The following is a 25645-nucleotide window of genomic DNA, read 5'->3' as shown; positions in this document are numbered from 1 at the left end:
TTTTGGATCAGCCCCTTCTTCGTTGTGTTACACGCGTCCGATCCCAGTATTCGCCTTGACGACAATTTCCGTATATTTCTTTTCATCCGATTTTTTCGACGAGACGAGCGTGCCAACGATCGCACCGATAAAGCCGAGCGGAATCGAGATGATGCCCGGGTTGGCGAGCTTAAAGAGCGGTTCGCCGACGAAAATGGCGGCGCCCGGCTGCGGCGACCAGACGTTCGGGCTGAAGAAGACGAGCACCAAGGCGCTGATCAGGCCGACAAGCATCCCCGTAATCGCTCCAGTCGTGTTAAAGCGGCGCCAGAAAATGGTGAATACGATCGTCGGCAAGTTGGCGCTGGCGGCGACCGCAAATGCGAGCGATACGAGGAACGCGACGTTCATTTTTTGTGCAAACAGCGCTAACAAAATCGACAACACCGAGACGCCGACGGATGCCCAGCGGGCGGCGAGCATTTGTTCTTTTTCCGTCGCCTGGCCGCGCCGCAAAATATGGCTGTAAAAGTCATGGGCAAACGCCGAGGCGGCTGACAACACAAGTCCGGCGACAACGGCCAAAATCGTCGCAAAGGCGACGGCAGAGACGAAAGCGAACAAGAAATCTCCGCCAAGCGCTTCCGCCAACAGCGGGGCGGCCATATTGCCGGCCGGGTTGGCGGCGACGATTTTGTCATAGCCGACAAACGCGGCGGCGCCAAAGCCTAAAAAGATCGTCATGACGTAGAAAAGCCCAATGATCCATGTCGCATACACGACCGATTTGCGCGCAGTCGGGGCGTCTTTGACCGTAAAGAAGCGGATCAAAATGTGCGGCAGCCCGGCCGTCCCCAACACGAGCGCCAAGTTGAGTGAAATCGTATCGAGTGGATCCTTAAACTTGTTGCCCGGGTTTAAAAACGCCTCGCCAAGCGGCGTCGCTGTTTTCATTTCGTGGAACATTTTGGCGATGCTGAAATCGAATTTGGCAAAGACGATGATGGAAATGATAAACGTACCGACCATCAGCAAGACGGCTTTGACGATTTGCACCCAACTCGTTGCTGTCATGCCCCCGAAGACGACGTACACCGTCATCAAAATGCCGACGATCAAGACGGAATAAATGTAGTCTAGACCCAACAGAAGCTTGATGAGGCCGCCGGCGCCGACAAGCTGGGCGATCATATAGAAAATCGAGATGGCGATCGTATTTAACGCCGCGACGCCGCGCACTTTCTTATCGTCAAAACGGGCGGCGATCATATCGGCCATCGTGTATTTGCCGAGGTTGCGAAGCGGTTCGGCGACGATATACAAGACGACAAGATAAGCGACAAGGAAGCCGATGCTGTAAAAGAAGCCGTCAAATCCCGTCAGCGCGATCATGCCAGCGATTCCTAAGAAGGATGCGGCGGACATATAATCGCCTGCGATGGCGAGCCCGTTTTGCCAGCCGGTGAGGCTGCTGTCCGCGGTGTAAAATTCGCTTGTCGTTTTCGTCCGTTTCGAGGCGTAGTACGTAATGACAAGCGTCAAGGCGACGATAATGAGGAAGAGGAAAAAGGCGAGCCCGTGCATTACGTGTTTCCTCCTTCCGCTGCTTCTTGCTTCACTTGCTCGACGATGGCATCAAATTGTGCTGCGCGTTTCGAATAAAGGATGCATAAGGCCCATGTCATAATAAACTGCGCAAAGGCAAACAGCCACGCCCAGCTGACCGGCCCAATCGCTGGTGCGTTGAGCGCTTTCGAATACGACGTCAACACCGGAAGGGCGAAGTAAAAGACGAAGAAAAAGACGGTCGCCGGAACGATAAAGCGTTTCTTCGCTTGGATGAGGGCGCGAAATGAAGCTGACTGGGCGATCGCTTCGTAATTAGCGCCGACCGGATCGGAAAACGACTGCTTTTTGACGGCCATGAAAATCCCTCCTTGATTTGAATTCAAGCGTTTTCAAAATGAGATATCGATGCATGACGATGATCGGAAGAACCATCCTCCTTTCTGTCACAAATTTGTCACATATTCATTATATATTTATCTGAAAAATTTGTAAATTAATATTTTTTTGTTATTTTAAAAAACTATTTTTTGCTTTGCCGCACAAAACGGAAAAAATTTTTTGCTGTTTTTCTTATTTTCGCACTTTACAAAAAAACAAGGATCATGTAGAATGACAACTGTATTCGACAATAAAATTCAACAATTTTCTACAAAAAACGACAAGGGGAGACATCTATGAATTTGTTTCGTAAAAAACCGATTCAGTTGCTCATGAAAGAATCGGGGGCAAAAGGAGCTTCGCTGCGAAAAGAGTTAGGCGCATTTGATTTGACGATGCTCGGCATCGGCGCCATTATCGGGACAGGCATTTTCGTCCTGACCGGGGTGGCGGCGGCGGAACACGCTGGTCCGGCTCTCGTTCTTTCGTTCATTTTGTCTGGGTTGGCGTGTGTGTTTGCGGCGCTTTGTTACGCAGAATTTGCCTCAACCGTGCCAGTGTCGGGGAGCGCTTACACTTACAGCTATGCCACGTTTGGTGAGCTCATCGCTTGGATTTTGGGATGGGATTTGATTTTGGAATACGGGGTTGCTTCGTCGGCGGTCGCTGTTGGTTGGTCCGGCTATTTCCAAGGACTGCTTGCCGGTTTTGGCATCGAGCTGCCGAAGGCGCTAACGAGTGCGTATGATCCGGCGAAAGGAACGTTCATCGATTTGCCAGCGATTATCATCGTTCTGTTCATTACGTTTTTGTTGAATTTAGGTGCGAAAAAATCGGCTCGTTTTAATGCGGTGATCGTTGCCATTAAAGTGGCGGTTGTGCTGCTATTTTTGGCGGTCGGTGTTTGGTACGTCAAACCGGAGAACTGGACGCCGTTTATGCCGTATGGCTTCTCTGGCGTGGCGACCGGCGCGGCGACGGTGTTTTTCGCTTACATCGGCTTTGATGCGGTGTCGACGGCGGCGGAAGAAGTGCGCAATCCGCAGCGTGATATGCCGATTGGCATCATCGTCTCGTTGCTTGTGTGCACATTGTTGTATATTGCGGTTTCACTCGTATTGACAGGCATCGTTCCGTACGAGCAGCTCAACGTGAAAAACCCAGTGGCGTTTGCGTTAAACTATATCCACCAAGACTGGGTGGCGGGCTTTATTTCGCTCGGGGCGATCGCCGGCATTACGACCGTGCTCCTTGTGATGATGTATGGGCAGACGCGTCTCTTCTACGCCATCAGCCGCGACGGTTTGCTGCCGAAAGTGTTTGCTCGCATCAGCCCGACGCGCCAAGTGCCGTATGTCAATACGTGGCTGACGGGAGCGGCTGTAGCGGTATTCGCCGGCATCATCCCGCTCAACAAATTGGCGGAACTGACGAACATTGGCACACTCTTTGCCTTTATCACCGTCTCGATCGGCGTGTTGGTGTTGCGTAAAACGCAGCCGGACTTAAAGCGGGCATTCCGCGTTCCGTTTGTCCCGGTCGTCCCGATTTTGGCTGTCTTATTCTGCGGCTACCTCGTTCTTCAGCTTCCGGCGATGACATGGATCGGTTTTGTCTCGTGGCTGCTGATCGGTCTAGTGATTTACTTTATCTACGGCCGCAAGCATAGTGAGCTGAATGAAATGGCACGGACGGAAGAAAAGGCTGGATGAGCGGCCACATAATGAAAAGGGGGCTGTCCCAATGGGGAAACAGCCCCTTTTTCCATTTCGTCAAACTTTTCGGCAACACCGCGTTTCCCCTTTTTCATTAGATGGGAAAAACACCTGATTTTTTGCCGATGGAAGGCGTGTGCTCGGCGCGGCGGCGTTGGGCTCTTTTGGGGACCTGTGTTCACTTGCACAGCTAAAAAAATCCCCTTTGAACGACGGTCATATTTGGATTGCGATGTGCGAATAGTATAAAGAACGAGCGTCAGTCCGGTTTTGTATGAGCGGGGTGAAAAGGGTGTTTGGGACATTATTGAAAAGAAGAGAGAGAACGCTTGAACGGACGGTTGTGGAAATTCAGCGGGGAAATGAAGCGTTGCGCAATGAGCTTATCCGGCAATATAAGCCGTTTATCGTCAAAACAGTCTCAAGTGTATGCAAGAGGTTCATCCGCGAGGAAGATGATGAGGCGAGCATCGGGCTGATCGCTTTTAACGAAGCGATTGAAAAATATGCGTTGCACAAAGGAGGTTCCTTTCTGTCGTTTGCGGAGCTGCTCATTAAGCGGCGCCTCATCGATTACATTCGAAAAGAGGTGAGAACGCGAGAGGCCATATGGCATGTCGAAGATGAAGAAAACGGCGAGCAGGCGGCGCAAACGTACGTAGATGCGAAATTATCGGTTGAGGAGTTTTATAGGCAAATCGAACAGGAACAGCGTCGGGAAGAAATTCTCCATTACCAGCAAGTGCTGAAACAATTCGGCATTCATTTTCACGATTTAGTCGAACAATCGCCAAAACATAAAGACGCCCGCCTCAACGCTATTCGTGTGGCTGAACTGCTTGTTGCGAATGACGAATGGCTTGGTATTTTGTTTCGAAAAAAGCAACTGCCGATCAAACAGCTGGAAACGATGGCGTCGGTCAGCCGCAAGACGATTGAGAGAAACAGAAAATACATTATTGCGGTCGCGGTCATTTTGGCAGGCGATTACATTTACTTGAAGGACTATATAAAAGGGGTGCTTTCATCGTGAAAAAGGGAATTGTGCTGGAGTTGGATGAAGAGTTCGTCACTGTATTGACGCCGGAAGGGGAATTTCTTCGATTGAAAAAAGAAAAAGAATGCGAGATTGGAGAAGAGGTCAAAGCGAATGCGGTTGGCCGTCCTTTTCCGTTTCGCCGCCGTTCGTTTCGATATGCGCTCATAAGCGTTCTAACGGCGGCCACGGTGCTTCTAGCGACTTGGATTCAATGGCCTTCCAATGCGGTGTATGCCTACATGTCGATCGACATCAACCCAAGCATGGAAGCGGGCGTCGACGCGGAGCTGCGCGTGTTGACGCTGAAGGCTTACAATGAGGAAGGAAAGAAGGTGCTGGCGGCGCTTCCTTCCTGGAAACGTCAACCGTTTTCTTCGGTAACGAAACAAATCATTGCGTTAAGCGAACAAAAGGGGTATTTAAAGAAAGGCGGGGAAGTGCTGATTACGACGGTGGAGAGGGAGCGCGACGCCTCTTCAGCGCGGAAGCTGTCCGCAGCGCTCGCGGAAATCCAGCGGTCAGTGGCGGATGACCGGATTGTCATTACCACGGCCAATAGTACGATGGCAGTGCGCAACCAAGCTGTCAAACGGGGGATGACAACCGGAAAACTATTGCAAATCGAGAAAAAGGTGAAACCGGCTGCGCCAGCATCTGTCCGCTCGGCAGATGGAAACGGCCGGAAAGGAGAAGGTTGGAAAGATAAGGCCAAAGGTGGAGAAAAAGAAAACAAAATGCCAGCGGTCAAAGAACAACCGACACAACAGCCGTCAAAGAAACAGAACCATAACGAGTCAAACCCGAAGCCATCAAAAAACGAAAAACAGTCGCCGCGCAAGCAGAAACATTCTCATCCGACCAAAGGAAGCCTTTCTCCTGAAAAAGAGAGTTATGTGAAATGGAAAAGCCATGGGAACGCCCGTCCGTTGCGGCCAGGCGCTCATTATGAAAAGAAAAAGGGGAATGGGGGCGACAGCGGCAAGGAGGGACATCGCCGCCAAGCCGACGCCCACCGCCATTTGAAAGCGATGGATGCCAAAACGAAAAAAGCCGAGTGATTCCGCTCGGCTTTATTCCGTTTTTCGGCCTGCCAATTCGCTTTGTGCTTGAGCAATGAGCCGTTTCGTAATTTCTCCGCCGACGGAGCCGTTGGCGCGCGAAACCGTGCCAGCCCCGAGCTGTACGCCAAACTCTTGGGCGATTTCGTACTTAATTTGTTCCAACGCTTGTTCGATGCCTGGAACAAGCAGTTTGTTGCTTGAACGAGCCATATGAAATTCCTCCTTGATGGTTTTTTTGATGAGGTATGATTAGTATGGACGATCTAACAAAGAGATATGGTTGGGAATTAAAGGAGGAATTTTTCATTAAAAAAAAAGATTGCAAACGTTTTCGGTTATTGTTTATAATGAAAACGAGCAGATGACCGAAAACGTTTTGGAGGAATGGCAGTGACAACCATTAAAGATATTGCCAAGGCAGCGGGAGTTTCGATTACGACGGTTTCACGCGCGCTGAACGGCTATTCCGATGTGAATGAAAAAACGAGACAAAAAATCATGGATATCGCGAAGCAGTTGAACTACAGCCCCAATACACTGGCGCGCGGGCTTGTCATGAATAAATCGAAGACGATCGGGCTGCTCGTTTCTGGATTAACAAGGGAAAGTGCCAAGGATAATTTTACCTTTGAGGTGCTGGCCGGCGTCAATGAGTATGTCAGTGAAGTCGATTATGATATGGTGCTGTTCAGCACGACATCGACCAAGCAAAGAGAAAAAACGTATACACAGCTTTGTCGGGAGCGGCGCGTCGATGGGGCGATTTTGCAAGGGATTCGTACGGATGACCCGTATTTGCATGAGGTCGTGGAAAGCGAAATTCCATGTGTCCTGATTGATATTCCCATCGAGTCCAAAACCGTTGGCTATGTGACAACGGACAATGTGCTGGGTGCGAAAAAAGCGGTGCGTCATTTAATTGAGCTCGGGCATAAACGGATCGCTATGATCAATGGATATGAATACGCATTTGTGAGTGAACAGCGTGAGAAAGGATTCAAGGAAGCATTGATTGAAGCAGGTTTGCCCGTACGCGAATATTGGATTGCCAATGGAGCGTTCCGCGAAGAAATCGCGGAGCAGGAGGCATTGAGGCTGCTTCAGCAATATCCAGAAATTACGGCTTTCTTTTGTGCAAGCGATTTAATGGCGCTAGGTGTCATCAAGGCAGTAAAACAGCTTGGAAAGCGGGTTCCGGACGATGTGGCCGTGATTGGCTACGATGACATTATTTTAGCGTCCTATTCATCGCCTGCACTTTCCACCATCGCCCAAGACAAATTTGCCATGGGATATGAGGCCGCCAAACTGTTGATTGATATGCTGGAAGGCAACGCTCAGTCCCATGTCAAGATTCTGGAAACAGAACTGAAAATACGGGGGTCGACGGTGAAAAAAGATTGATGGAGGCCTTTTTTCACCGCCCGATCCAGTTTTAGCTATATTCCAAAACGTTTCGGGTTGTTATGGTGTCATGAAGACCGTTTTTTTTGAATCATGAGTGAAAACGTTTTGGAATTCGCTTGTGAAGCGTGATTGACGAAGGAAAGACATCGCGCTGTTGAGCCGATGATGACAACCTAGAATCAGGGGGAAGCAACATGGATTATCGAGTGATTAAAGAAAACGATGTGTTTTTATTGACGGATAAAGATGGGAATATCCCCGAACATCATCCGTACGGATTAGGGCTGTATACAAAAGACACCCGTTTTTTGAGCAAATGGAGTTTGCGCATCAATGGGGAAGAACCCGTGCTGCTGGCGTCTGATGCGGCACAAAATTATGTCGCTACCATTTTATTGACAAACCCTCATATTGAACGGGACGGAGAGCTGATTTTGTGGCGCGAATCCGTCGAAATTGAGCGCAAACGATTTATTTATGCGGGTGTGCTCTATGAAACCATTAAGCTGAAAAATTATCATCCGAAGCCGGTGCAATTGGAAATCAGCGTGCACATGGATGCCGATTTTGCCGATATGTTTATCGTTCGCGGCTTTCAGACAGGAGAGGTGGGAAAGCGGACAGGCCAGACCATTGGAAAACGTTCGCTCACGTTCCATTACGAGGGAGCTGATGGAGTGGAACGGGCAACGAAGGTCAGCTGGGATCGAGAGGAGAAAACCGTTAAGGAACATGGAGAAATTGTTTTTGACTTTGCACTCGACCGGGCGCAAGAGCAGACGGTTACGTTGATGGTCGAACCGATCACCGGCAAAACAAGCAGAGCGAAGGTCATTCCGCCTGAACAGGCGCTTCAACTATTGCAAGAATCCTATCAGCGCTGGGAAAGGGAAACAGCGAACGTCATCACGGACGAGCGACAGTTTGAGCGTTTAGTCCGCCGGGGCATCGGGGATTTGCGGGTGCTGCTTACGGATCTTGGCTGTGGGCCATTTCCGGTGGCCGGACTTCCGTGGTTTGGCGTTCCCTTCGGCCGGGACAGTTTGATTGCGGCCTTGCAGCTGCTCCCGTTCAACCATGAAATAGCCAAAGGCACGTTGTTGACAATGGCCCGCTATCAGGGAACGAAAGTAGACCCGTGGCGCGATGAACAACCTGGAAAAATCATGCATGAAATCCGATTCGGTGAGTTGGCCAATACGAATCAAATTCCGTTTACCCCTTATTACGGGACGATCGATGCGACGCCGCTCTTTTTAGTTCTGTTGGTGGAGTATGTCAAATGGACCGGCAACTTCGATCTCGTTCAGCAGCTTCGACTAAACATTGATGCGGCGCTCCATTGGATTGACCGGTATGGCGACCGCGACGGCGATTTATTTGTCGAGTATTTCCAGGAGTCGAGCAAGGGGATTGCCAATCAAGGATGGAAAGATTCAGGCGATTCGATTGTGCACGAAAACGGCGAGTATGCCCGCGCGCCGATCGCCCTTGTTGAAGTCCAAGGCTACGTTTATCACGCCAAAATGGGGCTTGCCGACATTTTCGAACAGCTTCAGGAAGTGGAAAAAGCAGAAGCGCTTCGAGCGCAGGCGGAAGCTTTGAAAAAGCGCTTTGAAGAACAGTTTTGGATGGAAGATCGGAAATTTTATGCTCTTGCGTTAGATGAAAACAAAGCCCCTGTCAGAACAATTACATCGAACCCAGGTCATGTGCTGTTTTCAGGAATGCTCGAGGGAAGGCGGGCGGATGCCGTCATTGACACCCTTCTTTCGGAAAAAATGTTTTCCGGTTACGGCATCCGGACGATGGCCGAAGGAGAAGCGGGATATAACCCGATGAGCTATCATAATGGAAGCATTTGGCCGCATGACAACAGCCTCATTTTGCTTGGCTTAAGCAAAATGGGGCGGCGGCGCGAGGCAAAGACGGTCATTGAAGGGCTCATGGAAGCATCGATGCATTTTGAATATGATCGCTTGCCGGAGTTGTTTTGCGGCTACAGCCGGTCAGAGGGAAAACCGGTCCGCTATCCTGTCGCCTGCTCGCCTCAGGCGTGGGCGGCTGGGACGCCGCTTGTGTTTGTTCAGGCGTTATTAGGATTGTTTCCTAATGCGTTGGAAAAGAATATTTATCTGTCGCCGACGTTGCTTGATTCGATGAATATGTTGCGTGTGGAAAACATCCTAATCGGCGGCGGACGATTGTCATTGACGGTTACCCGTGAGCAGGATAACTTCCATGTCCAAATCGATGAGAATACGACGGGTTGGGATATTGTCCTTCGTTAACAGCAGGGGAAGCATTCCTTTCCCTGTGTATATAAACCAATTTTTAGGGGAGGTTGTTTACATGGGCAAAACAAAGTGGATGGCAGCGCTAGGCATCACAACGATGCTGTTTGGCAGCCTTTTGGCCGGTTGCGGCGGTGGTGAGAAAAGTGAGAAGGCAAACGGGGGGAGTAAGCAAGGCGAGAAAGTAGAAGTCACGTTAGCTGGCTGGGGCGGCAATCCAACGGAGCAAAAGTTGTTGAAACAAACGTTGGATGATTTTGAAAAAAAATATCCCAACATTAAGGTCAAGTATGAAGTCATTGCCGACCAGTATATGGATGTGATTAAGACCCGTTTAGCGGGCGGTCAAGGGCCGGATGTGTTTTACTTGGATGCATTTGAAGCGCCAGCCCTGATTGAAACGGGAGCCATTGAGCCGCTTGACAAATACGTGACGGATGAGTTTGATATTAATGATTTTGAAAAACCGATGCTTGATGCGTTTAAAGGGAAAGATGGAAAAATTTATGGGTTCCCGAAAGACTATTCGACGCTAGCACTGTTTTACAATAAAAAGATGTTCGAAGAAGCGGGTGTTGAAGTCCCGAAAACTTGGGACGAACTGCGGGAAGTGGCGAAGAAGCTGACAAAAGGGAAACAAGTATACGGATTTGGCGTTGCTCCGGAACTGGCTCGCTTATACTACATTGCTGAATCCAAAGGCGGCAAAGTTGTGACAGATAATAAAGCGAGCTTCGCTGATCCGAAAGTAGTCGAGGCGCTCCAGCCGATCGTTGATATGCACTTAAAAGATAAGTCGGCAGCCCAACCTAATGAAGTTGGGGCTACATGGGGCGGCGAGATGTTCGGTCAAGGCAAGGCGGCCATGGTCATTGAAGGAAACTGGGCGATTCCGTTCCTGCAAGAGACGTTCCCGAACTTAGAATTTGGAACGGCTGAAATTCCAACGATCAACGGCAAAAAAACGACTATGGCTTATACGGTTGCCTATGTCATGAACAAAGATTCGAAAAAGAAAGAAGCCGCTTGGAAGCTGATCGAGTATTTGACAGGAAAAGAAGGAATGAAAACATGGACGAGCAAGGGATACGCTTTGCCGACGCGGAAATCGGTCGCTGCTGAATTGGGATTTGACAAAGATCCGTTGCGGGCGCCATTAGTCGCTGGCGCATCGTATGCGACCGTATGGCAGAATGGAACGAACTTGCCGATTATTACGAATAACTTCAATAACCAATTTGTCAGCGCTTTCCTCGGTGAACGTCCGCTTGCTGAAGCGTTGAAAGAAGCACAAAAAACGGCGAACAGCGAAATCGAAAGCAAATAAGGCGAATCAGCCCTTGGCAGACGGGTCATGCTCTGCCAGGGAGCTGTTCCTTTCTTTCTAACCGCAGCTATTTTTGGCTGCGTTAGAAAGAGAGGAACAGCGATTTGATTCTCGGCAAGGAGAGGGAATAAGATGAAAAGAATGTCAACGAAGCGAATGTGGCGCGAAGCGGGGGCAAGCTACTTGTTTTTGTCTCCTACTTTATTTGTGCTGCTTCTTTTTATTATCGGCCCGATTTTGTTTGCGATTTTTCTGGCCTTTCACAAAGTGCAATTGTTGGGTACGACTTCGTTTGAGTTCGTCGGGTTGGACAATTTCAAGCGCATGGCCGATGATACTCGGGCCAAAATCGCGTTATGGAACACGCTGAAATATGTCGTCATTGTCGTTCCATGCCAGACCATTTTAGCGCTTGTATTAGCGGCGACATTAAATGCAGGGCTCAAGGGACAAAAGTTTTTCCGCATTGTGTACTTTTTGCCGACGTTGACGTCCTCGGCCGTGCTGACGCTCATTTTCATGTGGATGTACAACCAAAATGGACTTATCAATCACGTATTGAAAGCGGTTGGTTTGCCGACATATAACTGGATCGGCGATCCCGATGTAGCATTGAATGCCATTATGATCATGAACATTTGGGCGACAGCCCCATACTTTATGGTCATTTATTTGGCGGCGTTGCAAGATATTCCTGATTCCTTGTATGAAGCAGCTGAGCTGGACGGCGCGAACGCTTGGCAAAAGTTTTGGCATATTACTGTTCCCTATTTGCGGCCGGTGACTTCATTTGTCGTGGTCATGGGGCTGATTGGGACATTCCAGCTGTTTGACCAATCGTATATTTTCTCGGGCGGTTCCGGCGGTCCGAACAACTCGACGTTGACGGTTGTGCTTTTGATTTACCAATATGCATTTAAAACATTAGGGACAATGGGATATGCCGCTGCGCTCGCGTTTGCGTTAGCGATTTTGATTTTCATCGTGACATTGTTGCAACGGAAGTTGTCAAAAGAAGAGTCTCTTTATTAAGGGGATGAGCATGGATGAAAAAGAAAATGGGCATTGGAAAGCTGTTGCTGTATGCGGTCTTGATCACATATGCCGTGATTACGATGATTCCGTTTTTATGGGCGCTGTCTTCGTCGTTTAAGACGCTTGAAGAAATTGTGAGCGGAACCATGTCCTTTATTCCGAAAAAGTTTACGCTTGATAATTATAAGCAGATTTTTGTCGAACAGGAGCTATTTCCACGCTGGCTGCTAAACAGCGTTGTGGTTGCGGGAACTGTGACGGTGCTGAATTTATTGTTCAACTCTATGGCTGGCTACGCGTTGGCCCGACTGCAATTTCCCGGCAGAAAACCGCTGTTTCTGATCATTTTGGCTGTCTTGATGATTCCAGCGCAAGTGACGATGATTCCGAACTATTTGATTTTGAAACAGCTCGGTTGGTTGAACTCGTATCAAGGAATGATCGTGCCGACGATGGTGAACGCTACGTTTATTTTCATGATGAGGCAATTTTTCATTAACTTTCCAAAAGAGTTGGAAGAGGCGGCAGAACTTGATGGACTCGGGCGGCTCGGGATCTTTTTCCGGATTGTTCTTCCGCTCGCTCGTCCGGCGTTGGCGGCTCAAGCCATTTTCGTCTTCATGGGTTCGTGGAACGATTTCATGCGCCCGCTCATTATTTTGTCCGATCCGCAGCTGTTTACGCTGCCGCTTGGGCTTAACAGCTTCAAAGGGCAATATATTAGCTACTGGAACTACATTATGGCTGCATCAATGGTATTTACCATGCCTGTATTGGTTATTTACGCCTTTTTCAATCGCTATTTTATTAAAGGGATTTCATTCACAGGTGGAAAATAACAGATATTTTGCATACTGGTTTACCGATCATTGCGAAAAGGGGCTGTTTGCCGAAAGGAAGGTTGTCCTCCTTTGGCGGCAGCCCTTTTTCATTCGGCATATCCATAAAAAAAACGTACATCATATAGGTGGAAATATAGACTCCATTAGGATGATGACAGACGGGAGATGTACCGGCTATGGAGACGCGTGAACTACTCCCGCTTCGCTTTGCTTGAAGTGGGAGTCTTCTTTCGGAACTATGATAAAACGCACCTGAACGAGGCATGATAAGAAAAAATGTGAAAGGAGGATGGGTGTGGCCAACGTCGCATTTCCAGTCGCCCGTCTTCATGACGGGACGCTTCGCCAGCTTCAGCAACTCGAACAGCGGCTGCGTGAAGAAACAGGAGAAGAAATTGTGCTTGTCGCTTATGAGCGGAAAACGGTTGATGAGGAGGAGACGAAACGATGATGAAGCGAAAAGTGAAATTTGACGCAGCGAAAAACAACAATAAAACGCCAACGGAAAGTTTGCCGGATACCGAATTTGCGGCACAATATGCCGGCGAGGAGGACATGATCCGCGGCGCGAACCGCAATTCGAAAAAAGGGAGACAAGGAGGCGGCGATGGGTAAAGAGCATAAGAAGCGGCCCGCTCGAACGAATGAAGAAATGGCGTTTGAATGGGGCGATTTCGCTCGTGATCAGCCGTTTTGGCTGATCGAGGAGCAAAAGCAAGCAAAGGAGAAGGAGACAAAACAAAAAGAGCCGCCGCGGTGAGGCCGCCGTTTTGATGGGATTGGATCGGTGGGCGGACAAAGAAGAGCGCTGGAAACAGCGCTCTTTTTCGCTTGGGCGTTCAATCCGATGCGGATGACGCAAACAGGGTGGAAAGCGGTGCAGAAAAGACCGTAGTTCCTGTGCCAGACGGGTCGAAATAGGCGACGATGGCCGTTGGCGCAAACGCGAGCTGCTTCGCGGCGATATAGCAGCCGACATCGACCGGCACGATTTCAACGACCGTATGTTTAAACAATTCCTTTTCCCCGAGCCCGAGGGCGGCAAAGTCCTCCCCAAGCGCCTCGGGGCGCTCAAGCAACGCGCGGTAGACGGTCGTGCGCGTCGTTTTCTCCGTTTTTTCTTCCCACCACGGCTTGCGCGGCTTATGCTTTTGTCCACGCAAGTAGTCGTATTTCATGAGCGATTCGGCGACAGGCAGGGCATCTGGCGCACACGTACGTAAAAACTCATGCAGGCGGCGGAATAAATCCTCAAGCTGATGGCCAATGCGCGCCCAGCCGCGCTCATCCCAATACGTGCCAAACTGCTGGAAAAAGTCAAACGGCGATGGGAACACATCGGTCACCAAGTACTCGATCGTTTCGTCCATTCGATGGGCGTTCCAATACTTTTCGAGCACGTCTTCCACTTGCTTGATGCGGATGACGTCATCAAACGACAAGACGTTGTTGGCGAGCACTTCGTATGGCGCATGGTCCATATACACATAGCCGTACTCCTCGGCGCGCAGGCGCAACCCAGTGCCGCGCAGCAGTTTCAAAAAGCCAAGCTGCAGTTCTTCCGGGCGAAGGGCGAACACGTCGTTAAACGTCTTTCGGAACGAGTTGTAGTCTTCTTCGGGCAGACCGGCGATCAAATCCAAATGCTGGGCGATTTTCCCGCCTTCTTTAATCATCGTCACCGTTCGCGAAAGTTTTGCGAAGTTTTGCTTGCGCATAATGAGACGGTTCACTTCGTCGTTTGTCGACTGGACGCCGATTTCAAAGCGGAACAGCCCGGGCGGCGCCTCCTTGTTTAAAAACTCGATGACCTCCGGGCGCATAATGTCGGCGGTAATTTCAAACTGAAATACCGTTCCCGGTACATGTTCGTCAATTAAAAAGCGAAACATGTCCATTGCATAGCTGCGGCTGATGTTGAACGTCCGGTCGACGAACTTGATCGTCCGCGCTCCGTGCTTCATTAAATAGCGCAAATCATCCTTGATTTTTTCACGGTCAAAATAGCGGACACCTACTTCAATCGAGGACAGGCAAAATTGGCAACTGAACGGGCAGCCGCGGCTTGTCTCCACATAGATGATCCGGTTCGGAAGATGCGGGATGTCTTCCGGAAAGCGAAACGGCGACGGCATATCAGCAAGGCGGAGCTTGTTCCGTTGTGGATTCATGACGATGCGGTCTCCATCGCGAAACGCCAGCCCTGCGACATCTGCCACTTCTTTGCGGCCTTCTAAGGCAAAGAGCAGCTGTTTAAACGTTTCTTCCCCTTCACCGATGACGATAAAATCCAATTCCGGCACCCGCTCCATCCATTCACGCACATCGTACGACACTTCCGGTCCGCCGGCGACGATGACAATATTCGGCGCTGCTTTTTTCAACAGCTTGACGACTTTGATCGTTTCTTCAATGTTCCAAATGTAGCAGCTGAAGCCGATGACATCCGGACGGCGTTGGTACAAATCCGTCACAATGTTCAGCACCGGGTCTTTGATCGTATACTCAACAAGCTTGACGTCAAATTCGGGCTGAGCGTATGCTTTTAAATAGCGGATGGCTAAATTCATATGAATGTATTTGGCGTTCAATGTCGCACAGACGATGTTCATCGCAACAAAACCCCTTTGTCTATAATATAGCAGCAAAACTCCTTTGTCTATAATTTATAGATGCAATTGGAAGCTTTCATTTGGCTTTAAGCGAGGGGGGAGAGTTGACTATCATGCAGTTTAGCCAAATGAAAAAGCAGAAAAACTTGTCGAACATTGTGGAAAAGAATTTTAAAAAATCTTCGTAAATCAAGGGAGGAGTAAATTTTTCCACATCGAATATATATTTCGTTGAATGGTTTGAATAGACAAGGAGAGATGGATATGGCCCAAAGCCTTTCTCCTCGGGAAGAACAAAATGCATCGCCGGATGTGCGGTCGCTTGAAGAGGAAAATCGGCGGTTAAAAGAGCGGTTGAACAGTTATTCGATCATTTTTGAGCGGTCGCTCGATGCGATCGTGATTTTAAATAAAAACGGTGAATTTGTCGATGTGAACGAAGCGGCGTGCAAGCTGTTTGAGATGGATAAGTTTTCGTTGATCGGCCATTCGTTTTCTTCGTTCCTCGAACTTGTGCCGCCCGATATTTTGCTGTTTCAGCGCTCGATGTTGCAAAAGTTCGGTTCGTTCAGCGATGAACTGCTCATCAAACTGCCGGACGGCAAAGTGAAGCATGTGGAATTTTCGATGAAAAAGGATGTGTTCGACGAATTTGACCTTGTCATGATGCGCGACATCTCAGCCCATAAGGCGCTTGAGCGCGAACGCATCATTCATGAGTTTTTGTTTCGCGACGTATTCAACCGCGCCGTTGACGGCATCGTCATTTTCGATGAATTTGGGCGGTTTATCGATGTCAATCCGGCGTTTTCGATGAGCTTGAACTTGGAAAAAGGAAAACTGCTCAATTTGTCGTTTCAGCAGTTCGTCGCCCGCGAATGCGCCAATGAGTTCGCTCGGCTGCTCGCGGAAGTGAAAGAAAAGGGAACGGCCAAAGGCGAGTTGTCGCTTGTCCGCCCGGACGGAACGGTGAAAATGTTTGAGCTGACGGCGACTTCCAACGTCTATAGCGGGTTTTACATGGCCATTATGCGCGATGTGACAGAAAGAAAAAATATGGAAATCAAGTTGCAAAAAAGCGAAGAACGGTTCCGGGCTATTTTCGAACAAGCGCATGAGGCGATCCTCATTTGGGACGATTTTGGCTACATATTGAACGCCAATCCGGCGGCGAGCCGGACGTTTGAGCTGCCCTTGAATTTGCTTGTGCGCCGCAATTTGTTTGATTTTGTCGACTATGGGGACGAAAAGGTGAAACGCATTTTCAGCGAGTTCCGGCGCAAAGGGGAAATCCGTGACGAGCTGACGTTTCATATGCCGAACGGTGAGGATAAGCAGCTCGAGTTCACAATGAAAAAAGGAGCGATCGACGGGTACCACTTGACGATTTTCCGCAATGTGAGCGAGCGGCGGAAAATTGAGCGCGAGCTGCGCGAAAGCGAGCAAAAGTTCCGGAGCATTTTCGATCATGCGATGGATGGCATTTTGCTTTGGGATGCGCAGCATCGGATCATCGACGCCAATCCGGTTGTCTGCGGCATTTTTTCCGCCGAAAAGGAGGCGCTGCTTGGCCGGAAGGTGGTCGAGCTCGTTCCGGAGCGGGCGCGCCGCCAGCTCAATAAGCTGCTTCAACAATGCCAACGCACCGGCGAAGCGAGCGGCGAGGTCGAATTTTTCGACGAGGGAAAAGGGAGAATTATTGAGTTTTCGCTGAAAAAGGAAGTGATTCCCGGCGTCGGGATGATGATGCTGCGCGATGTGACCGAGCGCAAGGAGATGGAGCTGCAGTTGCGCAAGTCGGATACACTCAACGTCGTTGGGGAATTGGCCGCGGGCATTGCCCATGAAATCCGCAATCCGATGACGGCGCTAAAGGGCTTCATTCAGCTGTTGCAAGGAAGCATTGACGGCGACTATTCGATGTATTTTAATGTCATTATGTCGGAATTGAAACGAATTGAGTCGATCATCACCGAGTTTCTCGTCTTGGCGAAGCCCCAGGCGGTGCAGTACAAACAAAATGATATCTGCAAAATTATGCAAGACACGATCGATTTGATCAGCGCCCAAGCGATGATGCACAACGTGCAAATCATCGCCGACTTCGAGCGCGGGCTGCCGCCGGTGTATTGCGAGCCGAATCAGTTGAAGCAAGTGTTCATCAATATTTTGAAAAACGCCATCGAAGTGATGCCAAAAGGCGGGGACATTACGGTGCGCATCACCCGCGCCGGGTGCTATGTGCGCATCTCCATCACTGACCAAGGATGCGGCATTCCAAAAGATAAAATCAAAAAGCTTGGCGAGCCGTTTTATACGACGAAAGAACGCGGCACCGGCCTCGGCTTGATGGTCAGCTATAAAATCATAGAAGAGCACCAAGGGAAAATTGAAGTGGAAAGCGAAGTCGGCGTCGGCACGACGTTCCATATCACGCTGCCGATCGAACGAATGGAAAGAGAGGACGACGATGACGATTGAATATGCAGTATACCGCTCAGAGCTGTTCGGCGACATTTACATCGCCTCCGACGGCGAAGCGATTGTGAAAGTCGAGCTGTTTCCAGAAGAATGGCGCGCGTTCGCCGGCGAACATCCGGCTGTCAAAAGCCGGTCGCCGCTTCTTGAATGCGCGCTTAGGCAGCTGGATGAGTATTTCCACGGTCGACGCCAAGCATTTGATTTGCCGCTGAAGTGGAAGGGAACTGCCTTCCAAGAAGAGGTGTGGGCGGCGCTTTGCCGCATCCCATACGGCGAGACGGCGACATACGCTGACATCGCCGCGCAAATCGGCCGCCCGAAAGCGATGCGCGCCGTCGGCCAGGCAAACCGGGCGAATGAACTGTCGATTCTCGTTCCGTGCCACCGTGTTGTCGGCAAAAACGGCGCTCTCATTGGCTATGCCGGAAGCCGCACCGATGTGAAGGCGAAGCTGTTGGAGCTTGAGCGCCGCTTACGTAGATGACGCTCTTGCGTTCGTGGAACAGGCAAAGGGTTTGGGAGGCGTTGTATGCGGATGCTGCCATGAAGCAGGCGGAAAAAGAGGTCGATGGCTTGCCTAGAAAAACGCGTCTGCCCCCGAGGATTGCCATCCACGGGGGCAGAGATCGGGCGTTATTTTTTTTGCCAATGCGACAAGGCGAGGGCGCCGACTAAAATGGCGCCTTTTATAATGTCTTGGGCGTAATACGGAACGTTCATCATCGTCAAACCGTTCAACAACACGCCCATTAAAATCGAGCCGAACAATGTGCCGATGACGTTCGGCTTGCCGGCGCCAAAGACGGAAAAGCCGATGTAGGCGGCGGCGACGCTGTCCATTAAAAGCGAGGCGCCGGCCGACACTTGCCCGGTGCCGATGCGCGAGGCAAGGACGATGCCGCCTAAGGCGGCGAAAAAGCCGCTGATGACGTATGCATACGTTCGATAGCGATTGACTGGGATGCCTGAGAGCCTTGCCGCCTCGCGGTTTTCCCCCGTTAAATAAAAGAGGCGACCGGGTTTCGTGTACGTTAAAAACAGATGAGCGGCAATGACGACAAACAGCATAAGCAAGACAGAAAACGGCACGCCGAACAGCTCTCCCTGACCGATAAATAAAAAGGAAGGAATGAATTTGCCCGGCGCCGTGCCGCCATCAGGCAACGGCATGTCGTTGTAGATCGAAAATCCTTTCGTATAGGTGAGCTGCACGCCGTTAATGGCGTACATCGTCGCCAACGTCGCGAGCAAATCCGGCAGTTTGAATTTGACGATCAACAACGAGTTCAAAAGCCCAACAGCAATGCCGAGCAACAGCGGCACGAGCAAGGTGACGAAAATTTCTTGGCGGTACAGGACGAGCGCCGCGGCGCTCGCGATCGTCGCTAGGCTCACCGTCGAACCGACGGACAAATCGAAGCCGTCGACGATGAGCGAAAACGTAATGCCAATGGCCACCAAGGTGACGATCGAAATGGAACGCAAAATGTCACTGAAGTTTTCATACGTAAAAAATCGGTCTTGCGTGACGCCGAAGTAGGCGATAACGGCAAGAATGGCCAGCAAGGTGCCGTGTTTATACAACAATTCAAGAATGGACGGCGCCGTTTTTTTCGACGGCGTTGTGGAAACGGCTGGCTGGCTCATGGATCTCACCTCCGCTGCAATAGTAAACAAGCTGTTCATACGTCAGTTCAGCGGCCGGCAGGCGGGCGAGCAGCCGGCCGTCGACCATCACGTAGATGGTGTCGCAAATGTCAAGCAGCTCTTGAAATTCGCTGGAAAAGTACAGCACCGTTTTTCCTTCATCGGCAAGGGAGCGAATGATGGAAAACACCTCTTGCTTCGCGTGGACATCGATCCCTTTCGTCGGTTCGTCAAACAAAAAGACGCGTGCGTTTGTGTTCAGCCATTTGCCGATGACGACTTTTTGCTGGTTGCCGCCGCTTAAGTGGCGGACGGCCGTGGCGCTTGACGGCGGATGAATGCCGAGTGAGCGAATAAGCCCATCGGATTCAGCCGTTTCTTTCGTTCCGCTGATCCATTGCCAGCGCGACAGACGGGAAAGAAGACGGACGGTTACGTTCGTTTTCACCGACTCGGGCAAAAACAGCCCTTGTTTGCGCCGTTCTTCCGGGATGAGGCAAACGCCGGCGGCGATGGCTTCATAAGGCGATGAGAACACGTAACGTCTGCCATCAATTTCCCACTCGCCGGATGTGTTTCGATGGGCGATCAAGCTCTCAGCGAGCTCTGTCTTGCCGGCGCCGACCAAACCCGCGATGCCGACGATTTCGCCGCGGTGGGCGTATAGGTCGACCGTTGTCCCGGTTTTGTCGATCAAAATTCCGCGGGCGGCAAACGCGATGTCGCTTCCGTATGTGCGCCTTTGTTTCATCGTGACAGCCCGTCTTGTTCCGGTCATATGCAAGACGATGTCTTCAAGAGGCAAGCGGCGGGCATCTCCGTGATAGACGACGCGGCCGTCGCGCAAAATCGTCAGCCGGTCAGCGATCTCTTGAACTTCTTTCAGTTTATGAGAGATGTAAATAAAGCCGACGCCTTGCTGCTTCAGTTCATCGATGATGGCAAACAGACGCCTTGTTTCCGCCTCGCTTAAGGCGGCCGTCGGTTCGTCTAGGATGATATAGCGCGCGTTGGATGACAGCACTTTGGCGAGCACAATCAGCTGCTTTTCATGGAGCGAGCAGTCGCGAACCAATTTCGTCGGCGGCAACGACAGGCCGACGCGGCGAAGCAGGGCGGCGGCCCGCTCTTTTTCTTGACGCAGCGAGCGAATCGGCCGTTGCTTCACATGGACGAACTCGTCCGCTGCTACATTTTCGTAAATCGGCAAACCGGGAAACAGCGCTGTGTCGACTTCTTGAACGACGAGGCCGATGCCGGCTTGTTTTGCTTCGCGTGGCGATGAAAACGTGTATATTGTACCGTCGATTGTGATCGTACCAGCGTCAGGCGGAATGGCGCCGGCTAAAATGTTCATGAGCGTGCTTTTGCCGGCGCCGTTCATGCCTAAAAGGGCGTGGACTTCGCCAGGACGAACGTCGAAGTCCACGCCGTCAAGCACGCGCACGGCGCCAAACGATTTTTCAATGCCCTGCATTGACAACCTGTTCATTTTTTGTTCACCTGGGCTTCCAACGTTTTCATCCACGGCGAGATGGCGACATTGGATTGCCCCCAGCCCGGAATGTATTGTGAAAGCTCATTCATCGACACTTGTTTGTCCGGAAGATCGGACCGTTTCACTAAATGCGGCTCAAGCGAGTAAATGTTCGGCGTTTTTTCTCCAGCGATTTTTTGATACGCGAACCGCACTTGGACGCGGCCGACTTCGGCTGGGTCGGTCGCCGTTGTCGCCACCCATGGGCTGTTTGGTTTTTGGATCATTTGCAAGTCTTCATCGCTCAAATCGATGCCGTACACTTTAATTTCCGTGCGCCCAGCTTGCTCGATGGCGCGCGTCGCCCCTTTGGCGAACTCGTCCCAAGTTGCGAAGACAGCGTCAATGTCGCCTTTGTTCGGGTATTTTTTCAAAATCGCTTCCATTTGCGTTTGCGTGTCCAAAGCTGTGTTGGCGCTCGCCGTGCCGAACTTGGCGATTTCTTTAATGTTCGGATAGCGTTTTTTGAACGCGTCATAAATGACATGGCGGCGTTCCATCGGGGTAAAGCCGCCGACCCAAATCGTGACGATGTTGCCTTCTCCGTTTAAGTCTTCTGCGAGCGTTTTTAATGTTTTCCAGGCGAGGCTGTAGTCGTCTTGGTCGATGACGGTGACGCCGGGAATGTTCAAATCGTTGTCAAACGCCACAACTGGAATGCCTTTGGCGACGGCTTTTTTCACCGGGCCTTCGAGCGCATCAGCGCGGCCGTGATCAAGCAAAATGGCGTCCACATTTTGGGTAATGGCCGTCTCAACATACGATGCCATTTTGGTTAAATCGTTGTCCGCGTTGTAAATTTGCACTTCACCGCCGAATTTTTGCACTTGTTCTTTGACGCCGGCGATGTATTGCGATGAGAACGTGCCGATGGACAGTTGCATAATGGCGGCGATTTTCACCGGCTTTTTCAACTTTTCGGGAATGGCCGCTTGCTCGTCGCTTGTTGCCGTCGAGTGGCTGGATGTCGTTTCCGTTTTGTTGTTCGTGGTCTTGGCTCCGTTGGCTGGCTTGGAGCTAACGGCATCTTGCTCGTGTGTGCAGCCAGCCAAGATGGAGAACACGGCAAAGAAAAGAAGAAAAAGGGAAGATAAGGCCTTAAATCGTTTCATGTTGCTCCTCCTTTGTGAATAATGATGGCAGCGTTGCGTTGTAATTGCCGCGAATGATGCCTTTTTCGGTAATGATCGCGGTAATGAGTTCGTTTGGCGTTACGTCAAACGCCGGATTGTATACGTTGACGCCTTCCGGGGCGATGCGCACGCCGGCGATGTGGGTCACTTCATCCGGATGGCGCTCTTCGATCGGGATGTCCGCACCTGTTTTCGTCGTCAAATCGATCGTGGACAACGGCGCAGCGACGTAAAACGGAATGTCAAACGACTTCGCGAGCAAGGCCAGGCCGAACGTGCCGATTTTGTTCGCCGTATCGCCGTTTTGCGCGATCCGGTCGGCGCCGACGATGATGGCGCCAATGCCTTTCGCCTTGATCGCTTGCGCTGCCATGTTGTCGGTGATGAGCGTCACATCAACGCCCGCTTGCATCAGTTCCCAAGCGGTCAGGCGCGCCCCTTGCAACACCGGCCGCGTCTCGAGAGCGTAAACGGATAGTTCAATTCCTTTTTCTTTCGCCAAATAAAACGGGGCGAGCGCCGTTCCGTAGCGGGCGGTGGCGATCGAGCCGGCGTTGCAAATCGTCATCACCCGCTCGCCGGGCCTGAAGAGCGACAAGGCATGCTCGCCAATGCGGCGGCACACATCCTCGTCTTCTACTTGAATGCGAATTGCTTCGTGGACGAGCGTCGTTTTGGCCTCGTTGACGGAAAGGGCGTCGGCCGCAGCGGTGACGAGCCGATCGAGCGCCCAAAACAAGTTGACGGCAGTCGGCCGGGCACTGGCTAGGTAGTCACGATCTCGTTTCAAGCGACGGCGGAATTCATCGAGCGATTCGGTGTCGTAGCGTAAAGCGGCAAGCGCCAGGCCATAGGCGGCGGTGATGCCGATCGCCGGCGCGCCGCGCACTTTCAGCGTGGCAATCGCCTCATAGACGTCTTCCAGAGTGTGCAAGTCGATATATTCGATGATGGATGGAAGCTTTTGCTGGTTTAAAATCGTCACATGCGTCTCGCGCCATTCAACGGAGCGTGGGATGGCAAAGGTGCTCATCGCCATCTTCCTTTCTCTTTTTTTTGGTTTGTCCGGGTCAGCGCCGCGCAGCTTGCGTCGAGACCCGGACGATTGTATGGCATTATTGTTCCGTTTCGGCAAACAGGCGGCGGAAGTCTTCCGTTCCGGTGAACACGCGGCGCTCAATGATCAAGCGGCGGCCGAGACGGAGGGCATGCCGTTTGGCAACAAGCCGTTCATCTTTGTGCTCGATGCCGTCAAGGTCCGCCACATGGGCGAGGCCGATCGTCCGGCGGATGACTTCGCAGCCGGCAAAGCCGACGGCGTCGATGAACGCGTGCCGGAGCACGTCCTCGAGCAAGCCCGGCGTCGCGGCGTACGTTTCCACGCTCTCGGTGCGCCAAAGGTTTGAGAACACGGACGCAAAGACGTCCCATGTCCGGTCGATGTGGTCAAAGAGCGGTTGGCGCTCTAATTCAGAGCGGGACAACGCATTTAACAGCAAATTGGCGAAAAATTGGCCAAGGTCAAACCCGATCGGACCGTAAAAGGCGAATTCTGGGTCGATCACTTTCGTTTCGTCGGCGCTTACGAAAATGCTGCCGGTATGCAAATCGCCATGCAAGAGCACATCGGCTTCGGTTAAAAACTTGCGCTTCAGCTTTGCTGCTTCCAGGTGGAGGCGGTCATCGCGCCAAAGCGCTTCAACGTCTGGGCGCAATTCGTCTTCAAAGTTGTTCGTTTCATGGTCAAAAAACGGGTCGGTGAAGACGAGGTCTTCGGTAATTTTGCACAGTTCCGGATTGACGAAGCTTTGCGCCAATTTCTTTTTCTCTTGCTGGTTCATGCCGAAGTCAGACGTATAAAACGCCGTTTTGGCAACAAACTCGCCGATATGCTGGGACAAAAGCGGATACGTTTTCCCTTCGATCAGCCCTTTGCGGGCGATTTGCAAACGGGATAAGTCTTCCATCACCGTAATGGCGAGCGATTCGTCAGAATAGTAGACTTTCGGCACGTATTGCGGCACGTAGCTCGCAAACGTGCGCAGCGCGTTGCTTTCAATGACAGCGCGCTTTAACGTGAGCGGCCAGCTTTCGCCGACCACTTTGGCGTACGGCAACGCTTGTTTGATGATGACGCCTTGTTTCGTTTCTTGATCGACGATATGAAAAACAAGGTTCAAGTTCCCGTCGCCGATCTCGCGGCAGGCAAGCGGCGCTCCGTCGCGGAATAGGCCGAGGCGGACAGCGAGCGCCACCGCCTTCGGTTCGGTCAGCGGTTCGTAAACCGATGTTTGAACAGTGGTCATTTCCTTGTTCCCCCTTTTTTCATTTCGCTCGTTTTCAAATGCCGGTTCTGGCGCGACGCTGAAATCTCGGCGTTTCCGGCAAATGAAAAAGCCTCTTTCGCATACGGAAAGAGGCTTGAAGATTCATTCGTTCTTCGCGCCTCTTATCTTTCAGAAAGACATCGGTCTTTCTGTTGGACTTAGCACCGTGCCCTGCGGAAGCATGACGCTTCCGGCGCCGCCCTTGGCGTGCGCCCTATCTCACGATAGTATTACGGTCGGTTGCTGGGCTTCATTGGGCCAATTCCCTCAGCCAACTCTTGATAAGAGTACCGATTTCTCGTATTCAGTTTTTGCAATTTTCACGATGTTGTCAATCGTTTGGTTGTTTGATTCGAATGATACATGGTCGATCAATCGATTGTCAATACGTTTTGAAAAAATTTTTTGCCGCTTCGTAGTCGTGCGGCCGGCGGTCGGCAAACACCGGGATGCGCGCGCGGACGTCCGCAACGAGTGCGGGATCGATGTCGGCCGAGAGAATGCCCGGCTTCTCGTCCGCCTCGGCGATCACTTCGCCCCATGGGTCGATGACGAGCGAATGGCCGGCAAAGACGTTGTTCGGGTCGCGGCCAGCCCGGTTGCAGGCGACGACGTAGCATTGGTTTTCAATCGCCCGCGCCATCAAGAGCGTCCGCCAATGGTGCAGGCGGGGAAGCGGCCATTCGGCGACGACAAACAGCACTTCCGCCCCAGCCAAAGCATGGGCGCGAATCCACTCCGGAAAGCGGATGTCATAGCAAATGACCCCGGCGCATGCAAGCCCGTCGAGCGAAAACAAGCCTAAGCTGCTTCCCGGCTGCAAATACAAATGTTCATCCATTAATTGGAACAGATGGAGTTTGCTGTATTCGCCGACGATTTGACCGCTCCGGTCGGCCACGATCATCGTGTTCGTCACGCCGGTTGTTGTTTTTTTAGCGACCGAGCCGGCGACGAGATGGATGTTGTGTGCTTGCGCTAGGCGGGAGGCGAACGCTTTCGCCCGTTCGGCGCCTTCGTCGGCAATCTCATCTAGGCGCGTCAAATCGTAGCCGGTCGTCCATAATTCCGGCAGCACGATGATATTCGCGCCGTCCTTGACGGCCGATTCAATGGCGCTTTCCGCGCACCGTTCGTTTTCGTTCGGGTCGCCAAACGCAATATCAAGCTGGAGGCAGGCGATGCGGATCGTCATGAGTTTTCACCTCGAAAAAATTTTGCTTTACATTTTGCTTTTTACGATATATGATGTTGCACTAGAA

The 25645-nt window shown here is 51.3% G+C and carries 23 protein-coding genes and 1 riboswitch; of the genes, 13 read left to right on the top strand and 10 right to left on the bottom strand.

From position 1 onward, the window contains the following. Window positions 1-27: 27 nt before the first annotated feature. Entirely contained in the window at window positions 28-1563 is a 1536-nt protein-coding gene (locus ABS784_RS02165; RefSeq protein WP_033009100.1) for a solute symporter family protein, read from the bottom strand. After that, window positions 1563-1904 carry a DUF485 domain-containing protein gene (locus ABS784_RS02160; RefSeq protein WP_352511290.1) on the bottom strand — a complete coding sequence of 114 codons (342 nt, stop codon included), beginning with the start codon at window positions 1902-1904 and terminating at the stop codon, window positions 1563-1565. Before ABS784_RS02160 ends, ABS784_RS02165 begins: the two co-directional genes overlap by 1 nt. 318 nt (window positions 1905-2222) lie before the next feature. Between ABS784_RS02160 and bcaP the strand changes: the two genes are divergently transcribed. The 3 genes from bcaP to ABS784_RS02145 all read left to right on the top strand — a co-directional run bounded on the left by bcaP (window position 2223) and on the right by ABS784_RS02145 (window position 5738). After that, window positions 2223-3638: a branched-chain amino acid transporter BcaP gene (bcaP, locus tag ABS784_RS02155; RefSeq protein WP_014195252.1), complete on the top strand. Its 1416-nt coding sequence runs from the start codon at window positions 2223-2225 to the stop codon at window positions 3636-3638. A 277-nt stretch (window positions 3639-3915) separates the two neighbouring features. Further along, on the top strand, window positions 3916-4674 hold the full coding sequence (gene sigI, locus ABS784_RS02150) for an RNA polymerase sigma factor SigI (protein WP_021321416.1): 759 nt from the start codon (window positions 3916-3918) through the stop codon (window positions 4672-4674). Next, on the top strand, window positions 4671-5738 hold the full coding sequence (locus ABS784_RS02145) for an anti-sigma factor domain-containing protein (RefSeq protein ID WP_014195254.1): 1068 nt from the start codon (window positions 4671-4673) through the stop codon (window positions 5736-5738). The genes sigI and ABS784_RS02145 overlap by 4 nt, the downstream gene beginning before the upstream one ends. Before the next feature lie 12 nt (window positions 5739-5750). Here ABS784_RS02145 and ABS784_RS02140 read toward each other — a convergent pair whose 3' ends face one another. Then, window positions 5751-5951, bottom strand: a complete 201-nt coding sequence (locus ABS784_RS02140; RefSeq protein ID WP_011230435.1) for an alpha/beta-type small acid-soluble spore protein — start codon at window positions 5949-5951, stop codon at window positions 5751-5753. A gap of 180 nt (window positions 5952-6131) precedes the next feature. Here ABS784_RS02140 and ABS784_RS02135 point away from each other — a divergent pair, with 180 nt between their 5' ends. The 8 genes from ABS784_RS02135 (at window position 6132) to ABS784_RS02100 (ending at window position 13406) form a co-directional block, all read left to right on the top strand. Next, a complete protein-coding gene (locus ABS784_RS02135) occupies window positions 6132-7145 on the top strand; it encodes a LacI family DNA-binding transcriptional regulator (protein WP_352511287.1) in 1014 nt (337 codons plus the stop codon). Between the two features lie 197 nt (window positions 7146-7342). Beyond that, window positions 7343-9439, top strand: coding sequence for an amylo-alpha-1,6-glucosidase (locus ABS784_RS02130; protein WP_352511285.1), 2097 nt, complete (start codon window positions 7343-7345; stop codon window positions 9437-9439). A gap of 61 nt (window positions 9440-9500) precedes the next feature. After that, a complete protein-coding gene (locus ABS784_RS02125; RefSeq protein ID WP_131874092.1) occupies window positions 9501-10769 on the top strand; it encodes an ABC transporter substrate-binding protein in 1269 nt (422 codons plus the stop codon). 132 nt (window positions 10770-10901) lie between these two features. After that, entirely contained in the window at window positions 10902-11801 is a 900-nt protein-coding gene (locus tag ABS784_RS02120; protein ID WP_023634101.1) for a carbohydrate ABC transporter permease, read from the top strand. Window positions 11802-11815: 14 nt separating this feature from the next. Then, on the top strand, window positions 11816-12643 hold the full coding sequence (locus ABS784_RS02115; protein WP_023634100.1) for a carbohydrate ABC transporter permease: 828 nt from the start codon (window positions 11816-11818) through the stop codon (window positions 12641-12643). Window positions 12644-12941: 298 nt separating this feature from the next. After that, the gene (locus ABS784_RS02110; protein ID WP_013523245.1) at window positions 12942-13097 is read left to right on the top strand and encodes a hypothetical protein; all 156 of its coding nucleotides are present in this window, start codon (window positions 12942-12944) and stop codon (window positions 13095-13097) included. After that, window positions 13094-13261, top strand: a complete 168-nt coding sequence (locus tag ABS784_RS02105; RefSeq protein WP_011230441.1) for a hypothetical protein — start codon at window positions 13094-13096, stop codon at window positions 13259-13261. Before ABS784_RS02110 ends, ABS784_RS02105 begins: the two co-directional genes overlap by 4 nt. Next, complete coding sequence (locus tag ABS784_RS02100) at window positions 13254-13406, top strand: hypothetical protein (RefSeq protein ID WP_021321412.1); 153 nt, start codon at window positions 13254-13256, stop codon at window positions 13404-13406. Before ABS784_RS02105 ends, ABS784_RS02100 begins: the two co-directional genes overlap by 8 nt. A gap of 79 nt (window positions 13407-13485) precedes the next feature. On the opposite strand, the gene ABS784_RS02095 is transcribed toward ABS784_RS02100, so the two are convergent. Further along, window positions 13486-15258 (bottom strand): B12-binding domain-containing radical SAM protein, encoded by a 1773-nt coding sequence (locus ABS784_RS02095; RefSeq protein ID WP_352511282.1) that lies wholly within the window; start codon window positions 15256-15258, stop codon window positions 13486-13488. Between the two features lie 264 nt (window positions 15259-15522). Between ABS784_RS02095 and ABS784_RS02090 the strand changes: the two genes are divergently transcribed. Continuing rightward, window positions 15523-17739 (top strand): PAS domain S-box protein, encoded by a 2217-nt coding sequence (locus ABS784_RS02090; protein WP_352511281.1) that lies wholly within the window; start codon window positions 15523-15525, stop codon window positions 17737-17739. Next, window positions 17729-18223 carry a methylated-DNA--[protein]-cysteine S-methyltransferase gene (locus tag ABS784_RS02085; protein ID WP_352511279.1) on the top strand — a complete coding sequence of 165 codons (495 nt, stop codon included), beginning with the start codon at window positions 17729-17731 and terminating at the stop codon, window positions 18221-18223. The genes ABS784_RS02090 and ABS784_RS02085 overlap by 11 nt, the downstream gene beginning before the upstream one ends. 149 nt (window positions 18224-18372) lie before the next feature. On the opposite strand, the gene ABS784_RS02080 is transcribed toward ABS784_RS02085, so the two are convergent. From ABS784_RS02080 to ABS784_RS02055, 6 genes are all read right to left on the bottom strand, one after another. Next, window positions 18373-19386 (bottom strand): ABC transporter permease, encoded by a 1014-nt coding sequence (locus ABS784_RS02080; RefSeq protein WP_044731941.1) that lies wholly within the window; start codon window positions 19384-19386, stop codon window positions 18373-18375. After that, complete coding sequence (locus ABS784_RS02075) at window positions 19328-20878, bottom strand: sugar ABC transporter ATP-binding protein (protein ID WP_352511278.1); 1551 nt, start codon at window positions 20876-20878, stop codon at window positions 19328-19330. The genes ABS784_RS02080 and ABS784_RS02075 overlap by 59 nt, the downstream gene beginning before the upstream one ends. Next, window positions 20875-22035 (bottom strand): sugar ABC transporter substrate-binding protein, encoded by a 1161-nt coding sequence (locus ABS784_RS02070; RefSeq protein ID WP_011230449.1) that lies wholly within the window; start codon window positions 22033-22035, stop codon window positions 20875-20877. Before ABS784_RS02070 ends, ABS784_RS02075 begins: the two co-directional genes overlap by 4 nt. Next, the gene (mtnA, locus tag ABS784_RS02065) at window positions 22022-23089 is read right to left on the bottom strand and encodes an S-methyl-5-thioribose-1-phosphate isomerase (RefSeq protein ID WP_011230450.1); all 1068 of its coding nucleotides are present in this window, start codon (window positions 23087-23089) and stop codon (window positions 22022-22024) included. Before mtnA ends, ABS784_RS02070 begins: the two co-directional genes overlap by 14 nt. Before the next feature lie 82 nt (window positions 23090-23171). Further along, window positions 23172-24362 carry an S-methyl-5-thioribose kinase gene (gene mtnK / locus ABS784_RS02060; RefSeq protein WP_131874088.1) on the bottom strand — a complete coding sequence of 397 codons (1191 nt, stop codon included), beginning with the start codon at window positions 24360-24362 and terminating at the stop codon, window positions 23172-23174. A gap of 140 nt (window positions 24363-24502) precedes the next feature. Beyond that, window positions 24503-24671, bottom strand: a riboswitch (SAM riboswitch). A 94-nt stretch (window positions 24672-24765) separates the two neighbouring features. Then, window positions 24766-25578: a carbon-nitrogen family hydrolase gene (locus ABS784_RS02055; RefSeq protein WP_023634096.1), complete on the bottom strand. Its 813-nt coding sequence runs from the start codon at window positions 25576-25578 to the stop codon at window positions 24766-24768. Window positions 25579-25645 lie beyond the last annotated feature (67 nt).

The sequence above is a fragment of the Geobacillus sp. G4 genome, assembly GCF_040327975.1.
GTDB lineage: Bacteria > Bacillota > Bacilli > Bacillales > Anoxybacillaceae > Geobacillus > Geobacillus thermoleovorans.
This window is presented reverse-complemented; position numbering and strand designations above follow the sequence as displayed.